The organism is Pedobacter sp. 01N310 (assembly GCF_056399805.1).
Genome location: NZ_JBFTSB010000009.1, coordinates 55,590 through 69,706, shown reverse-complemented (window position 1 = coordinate 69,706; position 14,117 = coordinate 55,590). Strand labels below are relative to the sequence as shown.

General features: G+C 37.2%; 15 protein-coding genes. 8 read left to right on the top strand and 7 right to left on the bottom strand.

Translation table 11 applies throughout. The features are described from left to right. Nucleotides 1-141: 141 nt before the first annotated feature. Nucleotides 142-546 (bottom strand): EVE domain-containing protein, encoded by a 405-nt coding sequence (locus tag AC1DNH_RS17930; RefSeq protein ID WP_029275089.1) that lies wholly within the window; start codon nt 544-546, stop codon nt 142-144. A gap of 342 nt (nt 547-888) precedes the next feature. Between AC1DNH_RS17930 and AC1DNH_RS17925 the strand changes: the two genes are divergently transcribed. The 6 genes from AC1DNH_RS17925 (at nt 889) to AC1DNH_RS17900 (ending at nt 7,024) form a co-directional block, all read left to right on the top strand. Beyond that, on the top strand, nt 889-2,646 hold the full coding sequence (locus tag AC1DNH_RS17925; RefSeq protein ID WP_477584952.1) for a hypothetical protein: 1,758 nt from the start codon (nt 889-891) through the stop codon (nt 2,644-2,646). 261 nt (nt 2,647-2,907) lie between these two features. Further along, on the top strand, nt 2,908-3,237 hold the full coding sequence (locus AC1DNH_RS17920) for a hypothetical protein (protein ID WP_477625544.1): 330 nt from the start codon (nt 2,908-2,910) through the stop codon (nt 3,235-3,237). Then, on the top strand, nt 3,215-3,865 hold the full coding sequence (locus AC1DNH_RS17915) for a hypothetical protein (RefSeq protein ID WP_477625543.1): 651 nt from the start codon (nt 3,215-3,217) through the stop codon (nt 3,863-3,865). Before AC1DNH_RS17920 ends, AC1DNH_RS17915 begins: the two co-directional genes overlap by 23 nt. A 135-nt stretch (nt 3,866-4,000) precedes the next feature. After that, nucleotides 4,001-5,542, top strand: coding sequence for an RNA-directed DNA polymerase (locus AC1DNH_RS17910; protein WP_477625542.1), 1,542 nt, complete (start codon nt 4,001-4,003; stop codon nt 5,540-5,542). A gap of 151 nt (nt 5,543-5,693) precedes the next feature. Further along, nucleotides 5,694-6,107, top strand: a complete 414-nt coding sequence (locus AC1DNH_RS17905) for a transposase (RefSeq protein WP_477585429.1) — start codon at nt 5,694-5,696, stop codon at nt 6,105-6,107. Nucleotides 6,108-6,115: 8 nt separating this feature from the next. Further along, on the top strand, nt 6,116-7,024 hold the full coding sequence (locus AC1DNH_RS17900; protein WP_477585433.1) for an IS3 family transposase: 909 nt from the start codon (nt 6,116-6,118) through the stop codon (nt 7,022-7,024). Between the two features lie 179 nt (nt 7,025-7,203). Here the strand turns inward: AC1DNH_RS17900 and AC1DNH_RS17895 are convergent, their stop codons facing one another. Further along, nucleotides 7,204-7,515: a hypothetical protein gene (locus AC1DNH_RS17895; RefSeq protein WP_477625541.1), complete on the bottom strand. Its 312-nt coding sequence runs from the start codon at nt 7,513-7,515 to the stop codon at nt 7,204-7,206. A 206-nt stretch (nt 7,516-7,721) separates the two neighbouring features. Between AC1DNH_RS17895 and AC1DNH_RS17890 the strand changes: the two genes are divergently transcribed. Beyond that, nucleotides 7,722-8,258, top strand: a complete 537-nt coding sequence (locus AC1DNH_RS17890) for a hypothetical protein (protein ID WP_477586047.1) — start codon at nt 7,722-7,724, stop codon at nt 8,256-8,258. Between the two features lie 274 nt (nt 8,259-8,532). On the opposite strand, the gene AC1DNH_RS17885 is transcribed toward AC1DNH_RS17890, so the two are convergent. From AC1DNH_RS17885 to AC1DNH_RS17870, 4 genes are all read right to left on the bottom strand, one after another. Next, nucleotides 8,533-9,222, bottom strand: a complete 690-nt coding sequence (locus tag AC1DNH_RS17885) for an ATP-dependent Clp protease proteolytic subunit (protein WP_477611069.1) — start codon at nt 9,220-9,222, stop codon at nt 8,533-8,535. A gap of 77 nt (nt 9,223-9,299) precedes the next feature. Then, on the bottom strand, nt 9,300-9,569 hold the full coding sequence (locus tag AC1DNH_RS17880; RefSeq protein WP_477582814.1) for a hypothetical protein: 270 nt from the start codon (nt 9,567-9,569) through the stop codon (nt 9,300-9,302). Beyond that, nucleotides 9,550-10,110 carry an RNA polymerase sigma factor gene (locus tag AC1DNH_RS17875; RefSeq protein WP_477582813.1) on the bottom strand — a complete coding sequence of 187 codons (561 nt, stop codon included), beginning with the start codon at nt 10,108-10,110 and terminating at the stop codon, nt 9,550-9,552. The genes AC1DNH_RS17880 and AC1DNH_RS17875 overlap by 20 nt, the downstream gene beginning before the upstream one ends. 558 nt (nt 10,111-10,668) lie before the next feature. Continuing rightward, complete coding sequence (locus AC1DNH_RS17870) at nt 10,669-11,661, bottom strand: helix-turn-helix domain-containing protein (RefSeq protein ID WP_477582811.1); 993 nt, start codon at nt 11,659-11,661, stop codon at nt 10,669-10,671. 159 nt (nt 11,662-11,820) lie between these two features. Between AC1DNH_RS17870 and AC1DNH_RS17865 the strand changes: the two genes are divergently transcribed. Further along, complete coding sequence (locus tag AC1DNH_RS17865) at nt 11,821-12,438, top strand: class I SAM-dependent methyltransferase (RefSeq protein ID WP_477582809.1); 618 nt, start codon at nt 11,821-11,823, stop codon at nt 12,436-12,438. 162 nt (nt 12,439-12,600) lie between these two features. On the opposite strand, the gene AC1DNH_RS17860 is transcribed toward AC1DNH_RS17865, so the two are convergent. Beyond that, complete coding sequence (locus AC1DNH_RS17860) at nt 12,601-14,112, bottom strand: sulfatase family protein (RefSeq protein WP_477625540.1); 1,512 nt, start codon at nt 14,110-14,112, stop codon at nt 12,601-12,603. Between the last annotated feature and the right edge of the window lie 5 nt (nt 14,113-14,117).

Genomic DNA, 14,117 nt, shown 5'->3' with positions numbered 1-14,117 from the left:
TATGAAACAATTACTCCTCAGGATGACAATTTCTCGCTTGAACCGACTTCATTGATTAATGATTAAAAGGTTAATTGTTTAAATCGGTTAACTGAATTCGAACTCGTAATCGACTAAAGACTGCAGACTCAAGACTTCGGACTAAGCCCCCATTTCCAAAATCTTATCAAATTCTTCTGCTTTTAATGGCATGACAGATAAACGACCCTGGCGCACCAATGAAATATCAACCAAACTCGGCTCAGCTTTGATCTGCTCTAAAGAAACCGGATTTTTCAGGCTTTCTACAGGCGATAAGTCAACCACTACCCAGTTGGCATCATCAGTAGTTGGATCCTGGTAAAACTCCCTTACTACTTTTGCAATACCCACTACATTTTTACCTTCGTTACTATGATAAAAAAGCACCAAATCTCCTTCTTGCATGGCTTTTAGGTTATTTCTGGCCTGATAATTACGCACACCATCCCAAAAGGTACGGCCATCCTGATTAAATTTTTCCCAACTGTATTTAAAAGGCTCTGATTTTACTAACCAATGATTCATTCTGCTTTTTATTTATTTCAATTATTTACCCTCAAAACTAACAAAATGGAATGGATTAGGAAATATAATGAAGAGATAAGTGATAACGTAAATAAGATGATATACTTACTTATGTGTAATTATGGTTTCCCGTATTGAGGATTAAGATTAAACTAATAATTTAGATAAACTAAATAAATTTTAAACTCTTCATCTTCTCTTTACAATAGATCATCTGAGTGTTAGCGCTTATAAACGTTTAACAAATACCAAAGTGTACAAATAATGAAGGTTTTTATGATTTTTTAGTACCGTATATTCGGGAGTTAGCCGTCATTATACAAACAACACCCTGCATTAAGAATGAACATAAAAACAATAGAGATAACGAACATTAAAGGCATTGGACACAAGCTGTTTACCCTTGACTTAGTTCCTGACAGACCGAACATATTAGTTGCTCCGAACGGGTTTGGAAAAAGCTCCTTCGCTATCGGATTTGATTCTTTAAGAAGCAACAAAATTGAATTAGACGACAAAAACTATTATCTAAAAGATGCTAACAATAGACCTATATTAACTCTCACTTTGACAACAGGGCAAACGCTTGTTGCAGACGATACTCAAAATACAATTTCGAATTACTTTGATGTGTTTGTTATAAATAATCAGACTGAGCCAAAATCTGTGGTACAGAAAATTCCCGGACGTTCAGCATTTGCAAAAACTTCTCTTGATATAATGCCAACTACGTTAATCCAAACTATACCTCCAAAAATTTCTTTTGATTATAATTCTTCTACCATGAAATCAACATTCGGTGCAAATGGTAGCAAATTGTTGAATAACATTTCAAACCTATTTAACTATGGACATCTCTTCTTCAGAATTGAAAGTGAAATTGACTTTACTCGCTTCAGCTTAAAACCATATCGACAAACTTTCGATTCTGCTTTTCCTGCTATCAATAGACAAAATGGAACAGGTAATTCTATTAAAGGATGGATTCAATCGAATATTTTACCATCATTTCAAGCTTTGGACGAGTTTAGAAAGTTAGTAGACATAATTACTTCATTTGGTTTCGTTGAGGTTAAGGATGAAGTGAACGCATATCTTACAGCATGGCAAATACTTTCGGTTAAAGATAGAATGGGGGGCAACTTCAAAAAAGCTTCTAAATATCTATATTATCTTGATGAAAAAGATGATTTTACTAAAACAATTGAATCCTTCAACCCAGTAAAGGATAGATTCGACATTAAACCAAAAGTTGAAGGAAACAGCCTTGTTGTAAGATGGCCAAAGGCACATGAAATATCGAATGGCCAAAGAGATATTTTAACTTTCATTGCCCTGCTTTTAAAATCAAGAAGGAATTTCAAGAAAAACGATTGCATACTTATAATAGATGAAATATTTGATTATATGGATGATGCAAATCTTATAACATTTCAATATTATGTTTCAACATTCATAGATGAAATGAAAAGACAGAAGCGTAGGATATTCCCCATTTTATTAACGCATCTTGACCCATTATTCTTCAACCATTTCTGTTTTAATGACACAAAAATTAAGGTAGGTTATTTGAAAGAGCCAAATGTAAAATCTAATCAAAACATATTAAAAATTATCTATAAGCGTGACGACTCAAGTATCAAAGTCCAAGTAGATGCATACTACTTTCACTATCATCCGGCAATCAATACGATTAATTTGGAACATGAGTTCAATGCACTTAAACTTAATGTAGATTGGGCTAAACCTGAAAAATTCTTTCAAAAAGTATTCAGAGAGGTACGAAGATACTTGTTTCAGAAGGATGTATTTGACCCATTAGCTATATGTTTTGGAGTTAGAGTTCAAATAGAAAAACTTGTTTATGATTTAATTCCAGACCCTGCAAATAAGACTAAGTTCATAAATACAAATGGGACCAAGAATAAGCTGCGTTTTGCCCAAAATATTGGGATACATATTCCCGAGACATATTTCTTATTAGGAATAATATACAATACATCTTTACATTTAACCGAGGGACATGACATTTCAAAACCGCTCGGACTAAAACTAGAGAACGGTACGATTAAACAAATGATAAAAAATTTATTTACATAAAACAAAAGGACTAGCGCCGTATTAGCAATAATAGAGTTGAAGATTGTAAATTCAACATTTGTAATTCCCCATACTAGCACAAATCTTATTGTCTAGGTTAACAAGCTGGATGACTTGTGCTTTTGATGAAGTAATTAATCGATAGTATTTTTTAGACACAAGTCAGGCCAATGTTTAAGGCAATGGGCACGAAGACTTGCTCTAGAAAGGGTATATTTAGCCGTCATCAAAAAAAGATTTCCACTTATATGATAGAAAAGAATGAGCACAACCAACATTAGAAGTTTATTTACCACGAGTTTAAATTTACTAATACTGAATTTAGGCACAAATGTTGGCACCATAATATCTATTCTATCACTATTTGGAATGGGGTTTACGGCGGGGATTTATTATAATGACTATAAAAAAAATATTGAAATATTAGACTTGAAGAAAAGTTCTTTTACAGAGTTAAAAGATTTAAGAGATAAAAGCCAGCTATTAATATTGGAAAAAAAAGAATTGGAAACAGACAAAAATCTGTTAGTGATTGAAGTTAAAGAATTACATATCAAACTTGAAAAAAATGAAAGAGAATCAAAAAAATAAATCTGTTTTTGACAATCTTTCTTTCATTAGGGAAGGTTTGATTGAGCTTAAGCAAGAAACAGCAGAAGACACAAATAAAAAAATTGATTCTTATGTAGATAAAATCGATTCCTTAACAACTTTTTTTAAGGGTTTCAACAAGTTATTTTTAATTTTAACTTCGTTTATAATCCTCTTGCTAATAATTCTAATCATTTCTCAGTTCTATGCCCCTAAAGTCATCAAGTTCAATAACGAAATCAACGACCTAAAAAATGATTCTTTAGTCAGGAAAATTTTGGAGATTAAGGAAATCAAAAAGAACGACTCAGTTACTACTACCACTTACAATTACTTAGTTAGAGACGAACAAGTTGTTACTTACAATATGCTTTCCAAAGAGAACGATAGCTTAAACCAACAATTAGAGACAAAGAACAAAGCTATTAATAACATTGAAAATAAGGTTAGCAATCTACAAACTAAGTTAAATCTAGTAACAAAATATTATAACATTAAATTCAAGGAAAGTAAAAGACAGATAAGCTTCGAATCTAAGCAACTTGATTCTGCTATGATATTATTAGACTATTATCGTGATAAGATGAAATATGATCCAGCTACTGATAAGTGGAATATTAAGCATTAACATTGACCATTTGCAAATCTCTCAAAATATCCAATTTCTAAAATTTGGCAATATACTTTGATTAATTATAATCAATTATGCTATAAAATATTTATCTTATGTTTTATAAGTAGGCGGATAATCAAATAAACACGAATGGCTACAATAAAAAGAGAATCGTATGAGTGGGCATTAATTCACCTAATAAAATTTTATGATAGCGACTTTTACCCAACTTTGTTTGAATTTAAAGCCATTAAACATGATTGGGACAGTGTATTAAAGTATCTGTTGACGATTGATGTAGATAAATATGCACCGAAAACACCATTTATATCTGCATCGCCAAAACCAAATGGAGCATATAGAGTGGTACATCAATTAGACCCAATTGACAGTTTAATTTATACTGCTTTGGCATTTGAAAATGCTTCTAAAATAGAGGAAGTTAGAATTCCTAAAGAACGTTACATTGCTTGCTCTTACAGGCTAAATCCTGATAACGACGGCTCTTTTTTTGATAAAGATAATAAAGGGTTTGAACATTTTCTTTCAAAGGCTGAAGAACTAGCTAACAAATTTGAAGATGGCTTTGTACTTATGACAGACCTTGTAGACTTCTATAACCAAATATATCTTCATAGAGTAAGTAATATTCTAGAAGAGTCCGGATCGACAAACAATAGTGATTTTGAGAGATTTTTATTAGGGCTTAACAATAATATTTCTAAAGGTATTCCTGTTGGACCAGTTCCAAGCATCATTGTTTCAGAAGCAATATTATCCGATATTGACAATAAAATCATTAGGCATACAGAGAATTTTACTAGATATGTTGATGACATAAATATCTTTTTTTCTAACAAAATTGAAGCTCAAAAACTTCTTCATGATTTGACTATTTATCTGCATTCAAACCATAGGTTAGTTCTTTCTTCAGACAAAACAAGAATTATAACTACAAAGGATTTTCTTGCAAATCATTTGAAAAATGAAGAAAGAATTGAAAAGCAAAAACTTCACAGCAAAATCAATGAAATAGAAATAGTTGAATACCCTTTCCCAGAAAAACAGACAGAGTTTGAAGAACTCGGTAGCGAAGAGAAATTTAAATTGAGAGCAGAAGCTTACAGCGAACTTTTTGTCCAATCGACTTCATTTGAAAAAGTCGATCTAGGATTAATGAGACATATTCTTAGGCAAGCGGGTCGATATAAGGTTAGAGGGATTATACCAATGATTTTTGAGCACTTTGACAATTTGCTTCCAGTCATAAGAGAAATTGTAATATATTTCTCTCGTGTGCTCAATGACAAAACTGCTAAAAGATATGAAGTCGAATTCGCAAAGCTTCTTGATAAATCGTATTTAAATGATACCTTTTTAAACATTTGGATCTTCACCCTATTCCAAAACCTTTCATTCAACAAGACTGATATTAAAATAGATTATTCAAAAATAATAAGAGTGAGAGAACAAGCTTTGATTGCGAGAAGATCAAATGATAAAACTTGGGTAAAAGAAATCAAAGACAATATTGATGCATTAGGCCCTTGGGATAAAAGAGCGGTTATTCATGCTGCAATTGTGTTATCTCGTGACGAATGTTCACATTGGCTAGGTTTAATTGCTTCTAAGGGCGAAATCATGGAGAAAGCTATCTGTTCAAAAACAATTACGGACAAAAAAGGAGAATAGTCCCCCCTAATCAGTCCATGCAAACCAGAGCAGCTAATTGCATTTATCATATTCTTAACTGCAAACTAAAAGCTGTTAACTGCAAACTAAAAGTAACCTACTTGTCCTCTCCTAAAAAAGCTTGACACATTTTGGCTTAAAAAAACTCAAAATGAATCAAGAGAAAAAAAGCAATGGATTTAGTATTTTAGTTTCCGATTCTTTCGACCGTACGGATGACCACAATGCTTATGAAGTTTCCTTCAGGCGATGGCTGGTATCTCAGTTGGAAGCAAGGGAAATGACAGTTAGCGAAGCGATCAGGAAGTTTAACATCAGTCCCTCAAGTGGACCAGAACTGATAAGAACCTGGCGCAAGAGGTATTCGGACGATATTATTTCAGAACCCATAGAAATGACCCAACAGGAAAGACAGGATCTGATTGCATTACAGAAGCAGATAAAAGCGATGGAAAAGCAGCTTGAGGATGCCAGGATGCACAATATTGCCCTCAATACACTAATAGATGTAGCTGAGGAAAAACTCAAGATCAACATCAGAAAAAAGCCTGGTGCCAAACAGTAACACTATTGATGCAGCTTTACGGTAGCTTTAGCCTAAGCTACTACTGCAGACTGTTTGGCAAGAGCCGTCAGGCCTGGTATGAACAAAAAACACAGCCAGCAATGCATATGCGCGATGCACTGGTCGTCAGATTGGTTACAGAGATTAGGGAACAGCTTCCATACTGCGGGGTCGATAAACTCTACCACATGCTGAAGGAAGATTTTACAGCCCATGGAATAAAACTGGGAAGGGATGGCCTTTATAGGCTTATGGGCAGTTATGGGATGCTCATCAGGCACCGTAGGAGAAAGCCCTACTGCACCATGTCCAATCATCATTACATGAAATACCCAAACCTGATCCGTGAAAAGGTGATCAATAACCCAGGGGTATTATGGGTAAGCGATATCACCTATATCCGGCAGGCTTCCGGTTTCAGCTACCTAAGCATTGTTACCGATGCCTATAGCCGAAAGATCGTAGGTCACAAACTTCACCCGACCCTGCATAGTGAAGGAGCTGTTGATGCACTGTTGATGGCAGCCAAGGACCTGAAAAGAACTTCAGGGCTTATCCATCACAGCGACAGAGGCATACAGTACTGCTGCAATGAATATGTTCGGGTAATAGACTATTTACATATACAGCTATCAATGACCGAAAAGGGGGATCCATATGAAAATGCCATTGCAGAAAGGATTAACGGGATACTGAAGTATGAACATGGGCTTAAAGAAACCTTTCCCTCTTTTGAAAAGGCAAAAGCAGCCGTAGATGATGCCGTAACCAAATATAACAGCATCAGGATACATGATAGCTGTGGCAGGCTCACCCCTATAATGGCGCACGAAAGAAATGGAACACTTAAGAAATACTGGAGGAAAAAGAATTACAAAACCAGTAATAAGGAAAGCAAACCCGTTGTTGTTCCGTAATTGGGATAAGAGGAAAAGAAATCCAAGGAATAAGGAAAACGGCAGGATATAAACCAGGAATAACCCCAAACAAAATAACCCTTAGAACTAATAAAAATTAAAAGTTATATTGTATTAGTAAATCAAGTAAATTGGTGTAAAAAGCCTTAGTAATTAATCACCAAAACTGTCAAGCTTTTTTAGGAAGGGTCAACTTCTCTAATAAAGTTGTTAACTGCGCTGGTAAAACCATCAACTGCAAACATAAACCTACCAACTGCAAGTATAATGTTGTTAACTGCGCTGATAGAACTATTAACTGCAAACATAAACCTGCCAACTGCAATTATAAAGTTTTTAACTGCGCTGATAGAACTACCAACTGCAAGTATAATGTTGTTAACTGCGTTGATAGAACTGTTAACTGCAAGTATAAACCTACCAACGGCAAGTCCTAAACCTCGAACTGCAAGTATGAAACTTCCTTGATTTATGCACCATTTGAGCAACAATATTTTGTAGATTAATTTATTGTATTTATCTTGCCTATGCTAAATGATAATTAACATATTTTACTAATCTTAACAAGGGAAGCAATTAAGTAAGCAATTCAATTTTTAACAATATTCCTGAGACGAGCGGTAGTCCCGCATCTATATTTTCTCTGTAAAGAGTTAATTGTCGTTTAGCAGCGTCTCAGGATCTTTTTATCAATGTTATGCTAAACGACAATTGTAAAAACCCAAACACACAGCTCCCAGATCAGGTAGCAGCTGTAACAGAATTCCGGAAACTGATTGAAACCTATTTCGATATGATTGGTTTATCGGATGTGAATCAATTCCTTACTGAAATGCTTAGCGCAGCTATCGGGCCTGATCCGCGCTCTGGCAAACACAAACCCATTACTATTGCCAACGCCCTTTATGATGTAAACAATATCATCAACCTGCTTACCAAAACAAAACTTTTGGCCAATGAAGAAACCTTTCAGCATTATGCCATAAACCTGGGTTATAACCTACAAGCTGTTGGCCAATTTGATGTGGAGCATCTCTCTGAACTATTATATGTTGGATTAAATGCCTACATCTTTCAAGAAGATGATTTTGAAGGCGCAACCTTAAAATTTTCTGCCGAAATTACTGCTGCATATAAAATGATTTATGATTGGTTGTCAGACTGCGATGCCTGGTGTAATGCTGTTGAGTGTTATGGATATAATGAAACTATCGGTTTAGCAGCTACACTATAACCGTTCAAATTTTAATTCGCCATTTAACTTATACAGCTATGAGGGAAAACTCCCCTCCTAATTTAGGAGGGGTGCCCAAAGGGCGGGGTGGTTAATCCATTACTAGCGCAAGTCTTAGGTTCTACGCTAGCGAGCTGGATGACTTGTGCTTAGTAGAGATTTAATTGATGGTTTAAAGCACAAGTCAGGCCCATACTTTGCCCAGGGGCGCTAAGACTTGCGCTAGATCTGGTGCTAGATATTTTAATAATTCATTTTTAAATCAAACAAAACCCTATTCGCCACGCGTTAACACCTCATCTATCATTCCAAATTCCTTTGCTTCGATGGCGGTCATCCAATAATCGCGACTGGCAATTTCATTTATCCGCTCATAACTTTGTCTACTATGTTTCGCCAAAATATGGTACAGATCCGACTGGACTTTTAACACCTCTCTGATCCTGATATCCATATCAATGGCGGTTCCTTCTGCCCCACCCGAGGTTTGATGAATCATGACCCTCGAGTGCTGAAGGGCCGAACGTTTACCGGCAGCTCCCGCACACAACAATACCGAACCCATAGAAAGTGCAATGCCCGTACAAATGGTGGCTACATCAGGCGCGATATACTGCATGGTGTCATAAATGCCGAAGCCTGCATACACCGATCCACCAGGCGAATTGATATACAATTGGATGTCGCTTTTGGTATCAACCGACTGCAAAAAAAGCAATTGTGCCTGTATCACATTTGCATTCCGCTCGTCAACGGCTTCCCCTAAAAAAATAATCCTGTCCATCATCAACCGCGAGAAAACATCCATTTGTGCCACATTCAGCTGGCGTTCTTCCGTAATATAGGGCGTCATGGCAAGAGGCATAGTATGAGCAGCTGTTCTGCCCATATACTGATCTACATAGAGGCCGTTTAAGCCTTGGTGTTTTACCGCATAAAGGTGGAATTCTTTGTTGATATCCATCATATTGATTTTAAATTTTAGGCATAGCAATGCCTGTGCCCGATAATAGGGCATGATTGATAAATTAAATTGATTGTTTATTTGCTGAACAAACGCATTACCTTTTGCCTGAAGCTTTGGTGCGCATCGGTATTAAACAACGTTTCGTGTATGTTTTCGATTTCATTTTTAAGCTGCTTCCGGCCGTAATCGCGCACCGTTTGATAGGTTTTGTTTTGCCAGTAAACCTGCTGCTTGAGTTCAGGCTGTAGGATCATTTTGGCTTCGAACAGGAAACTTTCTCCATCCTTACCGTCCGACAGCAGATAGTGCTCTATTAAACGGAGCTCATTCAACGATGTCTTCATATTTTAAGGATTTTGCTTTAACCGTTTCTTTTACTTTTTCGAGGCATTTAAATTTCTGAGCGGTTGCAGAACGTGCACCCGAAAAGCCAAACCGCTGTGCCAGTGTTTCCATATCCAGTTTTTCGTAATAGAAAGCACTGAGCAATTGCATACATTTCTGTCCGGCCTGCTCCAGTAAATGCATCAGTTTCCCCGAAGAAACTTCCTCATATCCGGTATCTGCCAAAACGATCTCTTCATTAAGAATGAGGCCAAGCTGATCAAAAGAAACATTCTTGTCGTTTTCTTTATAACGTTTGATCCATAAATATTTGGCAATCCCAAATAAATAGGCTTTCTCCTGATAGTTCAGCCTCAGCCCCGAAACCTGTACTTTCTCATAATATACCACCAGCGCATCCTGAAAAATATCTTTCGCTTCCTCAAATGATCCGCCCATCTTGCTTACGTGCCTTGCCACCAAAGGAAAAGCTTCTTTGTAGAGTTTCATAAAAAGTGCTTCGCGTTGGCTGGGCTGCTCTTTAGTGGATGTTGCTGTCATGATTACTATGCTTTTAATAGTATGTGGCTGTTTTTGATCAGATATCACCTAAAATTAACAATTATTTTTTTCTGTCCTTAAGCCTATCATGAAAACACATATTGTAAAAATTGTTTAGGCGTTATGCTAGCTTGCTTTGAAATAACACACAGCCCTTACCGAAGCACGCCAGTCAATCCCAAGAGCCGGGGAAATCAAAAAAACAGGTGCAGTTCAGGTAAATTGGCACTAACAAACCTGAAACGCAGTGGTTTTGTGTTCATAACGATGATTTAATTTTAAAAAATATTGAACACAAACCCCGAAGGGCTCAATCAGCCCATAGAAAACACAAACAAGAACTGATTAAACGAAGTGCCGCTGTTTTTTTGATGCGCATAGGATTGTGCAAAAGGCTCATTGCTGGATTGACGAAGCGCTTTGGGTACTTTGGCGCTCCAAAATGCGCCAGCATTCTTGAGCACAAATAAAAACAACTTGATCTGCGAAAAACTACCATGCCCCGCGGCATAGAGCGGAAGAAGAATCCACCCTGTACCACATTAATCAATTCCCATCTTAACCCTTCAACTTACCCGGTGTTAAGCTAAATTTCTTTCTGAAAGCATTGCTGAAGTGCTGTACCGATGAATAACCAAGCATAAATGCCACCGATTTTATGGGTAGACCTTCGAGCAGCAACTCTTTTGCATGGTTAAGCCTGTAATCACTCAAATAACCGAATATGCTGTTATCAAACAGGCCTTTAAAGCCTTGTTTAAGTTTAAATTCGTTAACGCCGCATATTTTAGCCAGTTCGGCAACCGATGGTGGCTGGTGGATATTGGCAATAAGGTAATCCCTTGCATGATAAAGACAATCCCTATCGTAGGCAGAGTGTAATGCGGCAGGCTGTTTTTGGTTAATGGCACGTTCAAAAGCTTCGGCCTGGAGTACAAGCAGCTCAATGCATTTCGATTCGATAAACATACGTTTCAGGCCTTCGGGGTAATCACAATCGAGAATATCGCGGATGCAGTGCTGCATGGCCCATGAAATGGGAAGGTTTTGCTCCGCCAGCTGCGTATAACGACCGGTATCGGCATAATCTGCCAAAACCTGCAATGCTTTGGTGGAATGTTCTGCCAGTTGCAAAAACTTTTCTTTGGCAAAATGTACCTCAAAAAAGCGGTAGCTATGGCCGGTATCATATTCGCCTGTACCATCAAGCTCAGGCATGTAAATAATATTCTGCTGGTTGGAATTAAAGATGTACTGCTGCTTATTTACCCGGTTAAAGATAGTGCCATTACCGGAGAGCGTAAAACGCAGTTTAACCATATCGGGCACATCGTAAGTGGGCCTGAAATACATCTGTTGCTGTTTAAACATGATATCGCCATATACGATATAAATGCCAGGGATATTGATCTGTACCAATTCGGCATCGCTAAAAGAAAAACTGTACTTCTCCTTTCTTTCTGTTACCAATCCATCCCGAACAGGAAGATCATCAAAGCTGCCCCCTACCTTTTTCCAGGCGCCGTAATCCTTACCAACATTGATTCCCATAAAGGCAATTATCACAAAAAAAGCCGAGCTAAAGTAATGGGGTTATCCACAATTCGGTTTTCTGTAAAAGAAAATCCTTTATATGTAAAAGCGTAAGCCTGCTATTTTTCAATTTTGCCCGAATTGCGAAATGCACCGCAAGAGACTAATAACGATACCATGGAGGAGCAAAAAGACCTAAACACATTAACGCAAGATCAAAAAATTGACGTTCTCCCACCCAAAAACACCCTAATTTTTAAACTCTTACAAGATTTACCGCTAAAAACGGATGAAAAAGTATTGGAAATCAGCCCAGCCGGCACCGAACACCTCCCTTATTTATTTCAAAAAGCAAAAAACATCAGTTATTCTGGCACCTACCCTAATGAACCTGCAATAAAAGAAGCCTTTTTTACTTACAAGGCTGATAACGATGCTGTAGAATTGATTAAAACAACGGATAACAAACTCGATTTTCAGGATAATTTCTTCGATTATTGTTTTACCGCGAATACCATTTATTTTTGGCCGGATCCGCTAAAATACTTAGCTGAAAGCTACCGTGTGTTAAAACCAGGGGGGAAAATGAACCTTGCCCTTGTTGAAAAAAACTTTGGTGGCGACCTGCCCTGGACACAGCTCGATTTTACGTTTTATGAGATTGATGAAGTAAAATTGTTTTTCAAACAATCGGGATTTTCGAATATTGAAGTAAAGAAAATGATGGAAACGATAATGGATCAAAACGGAAAGGAAATCAGCAAACCGTTTATCGTGGTGTCTGGCTGGAAATAATGGATGATCTGATTAAATTTAACAAAACATTATACTTAAAAGATTGGAGAGGCGCACAGGATTTTGAAAAAATCGCACTATTGAAGGCTCAATATATAGCCAATAAAAACACAAAACAGCCAAGTGCGCTCAATAGCGCATTGGCCACCTTTAATAAAATATTTAAAATTCTGCCATAATACTTTTGGCATCCTGGTCGTCATATTGATCGATAAGCTTGTTTAATTTGCCTTTTAATTGCGCAACAATGCCTGCATATCCTTTTTTGCCATATAAATTATTTTCTTCTGAGGGATCATTTTTTAGATCGTACAATTCCCAGGTATTCACGCGTTTGTAAAAGCGGATTAATTTATATCGTTCGGTTCTAACACCAAAATGAGGAGATACCGAATGTTCGCCATTTTCATAATAATGATAAAACATGGCATCCCTGAATGCTACTTTTTTTGATTGAAACAAAGGCAACATCGATTTCCCTTGCATAGCTTGTGGTATTTTAAGCTTTGCGGCGTCAAGCAAGGTTGGCGCAAGATCGAGATTCATTACAAATGTTCCGTTTTTACTTCCCGGTTTAATCACACCGGGGTAACGCATGATCATTGGTGTTCTGAAAGATTCTTCATACATAAAACGTTTATCAAACCAACCATGCTCGCCTAAATAAAAACCTTGATCTGAAACGTAGATTACAATGGTGTTTTTAGTAAGATTGTGTTTTTCAAGGTAATCGAGTGTACGGCCAATATTCCGGTCGAGCGATGCTGCTGTGCTTAAATAATCGCGCATATAACGTTCATATTTCCATTCAACCAAAGCTTTGCCTGTTAAATTCCGGCTTTTTAAATCTGCCTCGATTGGCTTGTAGTAGGCATCGAACCTGGCCCTTTGTGCTAAGTTCATTCGGTTAACGCTACCCTCTCCATTTTTGCTATAAGAAAGCATTTTCAGATCGTAGCCCATTAACATGGTTTTATCAATGGTCATATCCTGTACTTTTGCCGCTTCCCGGTTTACATAATTGTCGTAAAAATTTTTAGGCAAAGGGAATTTCACTTTATCAAATTTCCCCATATCAGTCGTATCCGGAAGCCAGGTGCGATGCGTAGCTTTGTGCCCAATAACCAAACAGAACGGCTTCGATTGGTCTCTATTATCTAACCACTGTTCAGAGGCATCTTCTATTAAATTGGTTACATAACCTTCTTTATGCACGGTTTTACCATCCATGCCGATAAAATCGGGGTTGTAGTACTGCCCCTGATCTGGCAGAATGCTGTAATAATCAAATCCCTGAGGTTTATCGCCCAGGTGCAACTTGCCTATCCAGGCTGTTTGATATCCGCCAGACTGAAGGTGTTTGGCAAAATTATCCTGTCCATGATCAAAATGGGAGGTTTCATTATCTTTAAAACCATTTTTATGGCTATATAATCCTGTTAATATAACGGCCCTGCTCGGTCCGCAAATAGAATTGGTTACATAAGCTTTGTTAAAGGTTACCCCCGACCGGGCAATACGATCGATATTGGGTGTTTGCGTTAATTTACTACCATAACTGCTTATCGCCTGAAAAGCATGATCATCAGAAATGATGATTACAATATTGGGTTTTTGCTGGGCATAGCCTAGTTTGCAGCATAACAGCGCAGTGATTAATATTATTTTTCTCATTGATG

Bases quoted from the DNA above. Each gene is read 5' to 3' on its own strand.
- AC1DNH_RS17910 (WP_477625542.1), top strand. From the start codon at position 4,001: ATGGCTACAATAAAAAGAGAATCGTATGAGTGGGCATTAATTCACCTA.
- AC1DNH_RS17880 (WP_477582814.1), bottom strand. From the start codon at position 9,569: ATGAAGACATCGTTGAATGAGCTCCGTTTAATAGAGCACTATCTGCTG.
- AC1DNH_RS17885 (WP_477611069.1), bottom strand. From the start codon at position 9,222: ATGGATATCAACAAAGAATTCCACCTTTATGCGGTAAAACACCAAGGC.
- AC1DNH_RS17930 (WP_029275089.1), bottom strand. From the start codon at position 546: ATGAATCATTGGTTAGTAAAATCAGAGCCTTTTAAATACAGTTGGGAA.
- AC1DNH_RS17900 (WP_477585433.1), top strand. From the start codon at position 6,116: ATGCAGCTTTACGGTAGCTTTAGCCTAAGCTACTACTGCAGACTGTTT.
- AC1DNH_RS17890 (WP_477586047.1), top strand. From the start codon at position 7,722: ATGCTAAACGACAATTGTAAAAACCCAAACACACAGCTCCCAGATCAG.
- AC1DNH_RS17870 (WP_477582811.1), bottom strand. From the start codon at position 11,661: ATGGGAATCAATGTTGGTAAGGATTACGGCGCCTGGAAAAAGGTAGGG.
- AC1DNH_RS17860 (WP_477625540.1), bottom strand. From the start codon at position 14,112: ATGAGAAAAATAATATTAATCACTGCGCTGTTATGCTGCAAACTAGGC.
- AC1DNH_RS17915 (WP_477625543.1), top strand. From the start codon at position 3,215: ATGAAAGAGAATCAAAAAAATAAATCTGTTTTTGACAATCTTTCTTTC.
- AC1DNH_RS17925 (WP_477584952.1), top strand. From the start codon at position 889: ATGAACATAAAAACAATAGAGATAACGAACATTAAAGGCATTGGACAC.
- AC1DNH_RS17905 (WP_477585429.1), top strand. From the start codon at position 5,694: ATGAATCAAGAGAAAAAAAGCAATGGATTTAGTATTTTAGTTTCCGAT.
- AC1DNH_RS17920 (WP_477625544.1), top strand. From the start codon at position 2,908: ATGAGCACAACCAACATTAGAAGTTTATTTACCACGAGTTTAAATTTA.
- AC1DNH_RS17865 (WP_477582809.1), top strand. From the start codon at position 11,821: ATGGAGGAGCAAAAAGACCTAAACACATTAACGCAAGATCAAAAAATT.
- AC1DNH_RS17875 (WP_477582813.1), bottom strand. From the start codon at position 10,110: ATGACAGCAACATCCACTAAAGAGCAGCCCAGCCAACGCGAAGCACTT.